General features: G+C 61.4%; 1 pseudogene. It reads right to left on the bottom strand.

Features of this window, described 5'->3' with window-relative positions:
• Nucleotides 1-298, bottom strand: a pseudogene (locus AO388_RS07170) (hypothetical protein); the annotation flags it as partial.

The following is a 298-nucleotide window of genomic DNA, read 5'->3' as shown; positions in this document are numbered from 1 at the left end:
CGTTGCCGCCCTGCATCCTGCCCATCAGTACGGTGCCGAACACGACTTCTTCGCGCCCCGAGACCCGACCAGCTACCTGAGCCCATGCCAGGTGGGCAAGGCTTGCAGCGCTGACCCCCAACTGCCGCGCAATGCTGCGTATACGGCTGCTCAGTTGGCTGTCGAGTAACTGATTCACTTCCTCGATGCCACTGCCATCGCCCTGCACGTCCTGTATGCCGTAAGCCAGAGTCGGTTCGTCGATGTCGCCGAGCATGTCGCGGAAAAACGCTTCGTGTTCAGCCTGGCTGATACCCAG

It is taken from the genome of Pseudomonas sp. ICMP 10191 (assembly GCF_001467335.1).
Classification (GTDB): domain Bacteria; phylum Pseudomonadota; class Gammaproteobacteria; order Pseudomonadales; family Pseudomonadaceae; genus Aquipseudomonas; species Aquipseudomonas cerasi.
The sequence above is the reverse complement of the archived record's forward strand: the minus strand, read 5'-3'. Positions and strand labels throughout refer to the sequence as shown.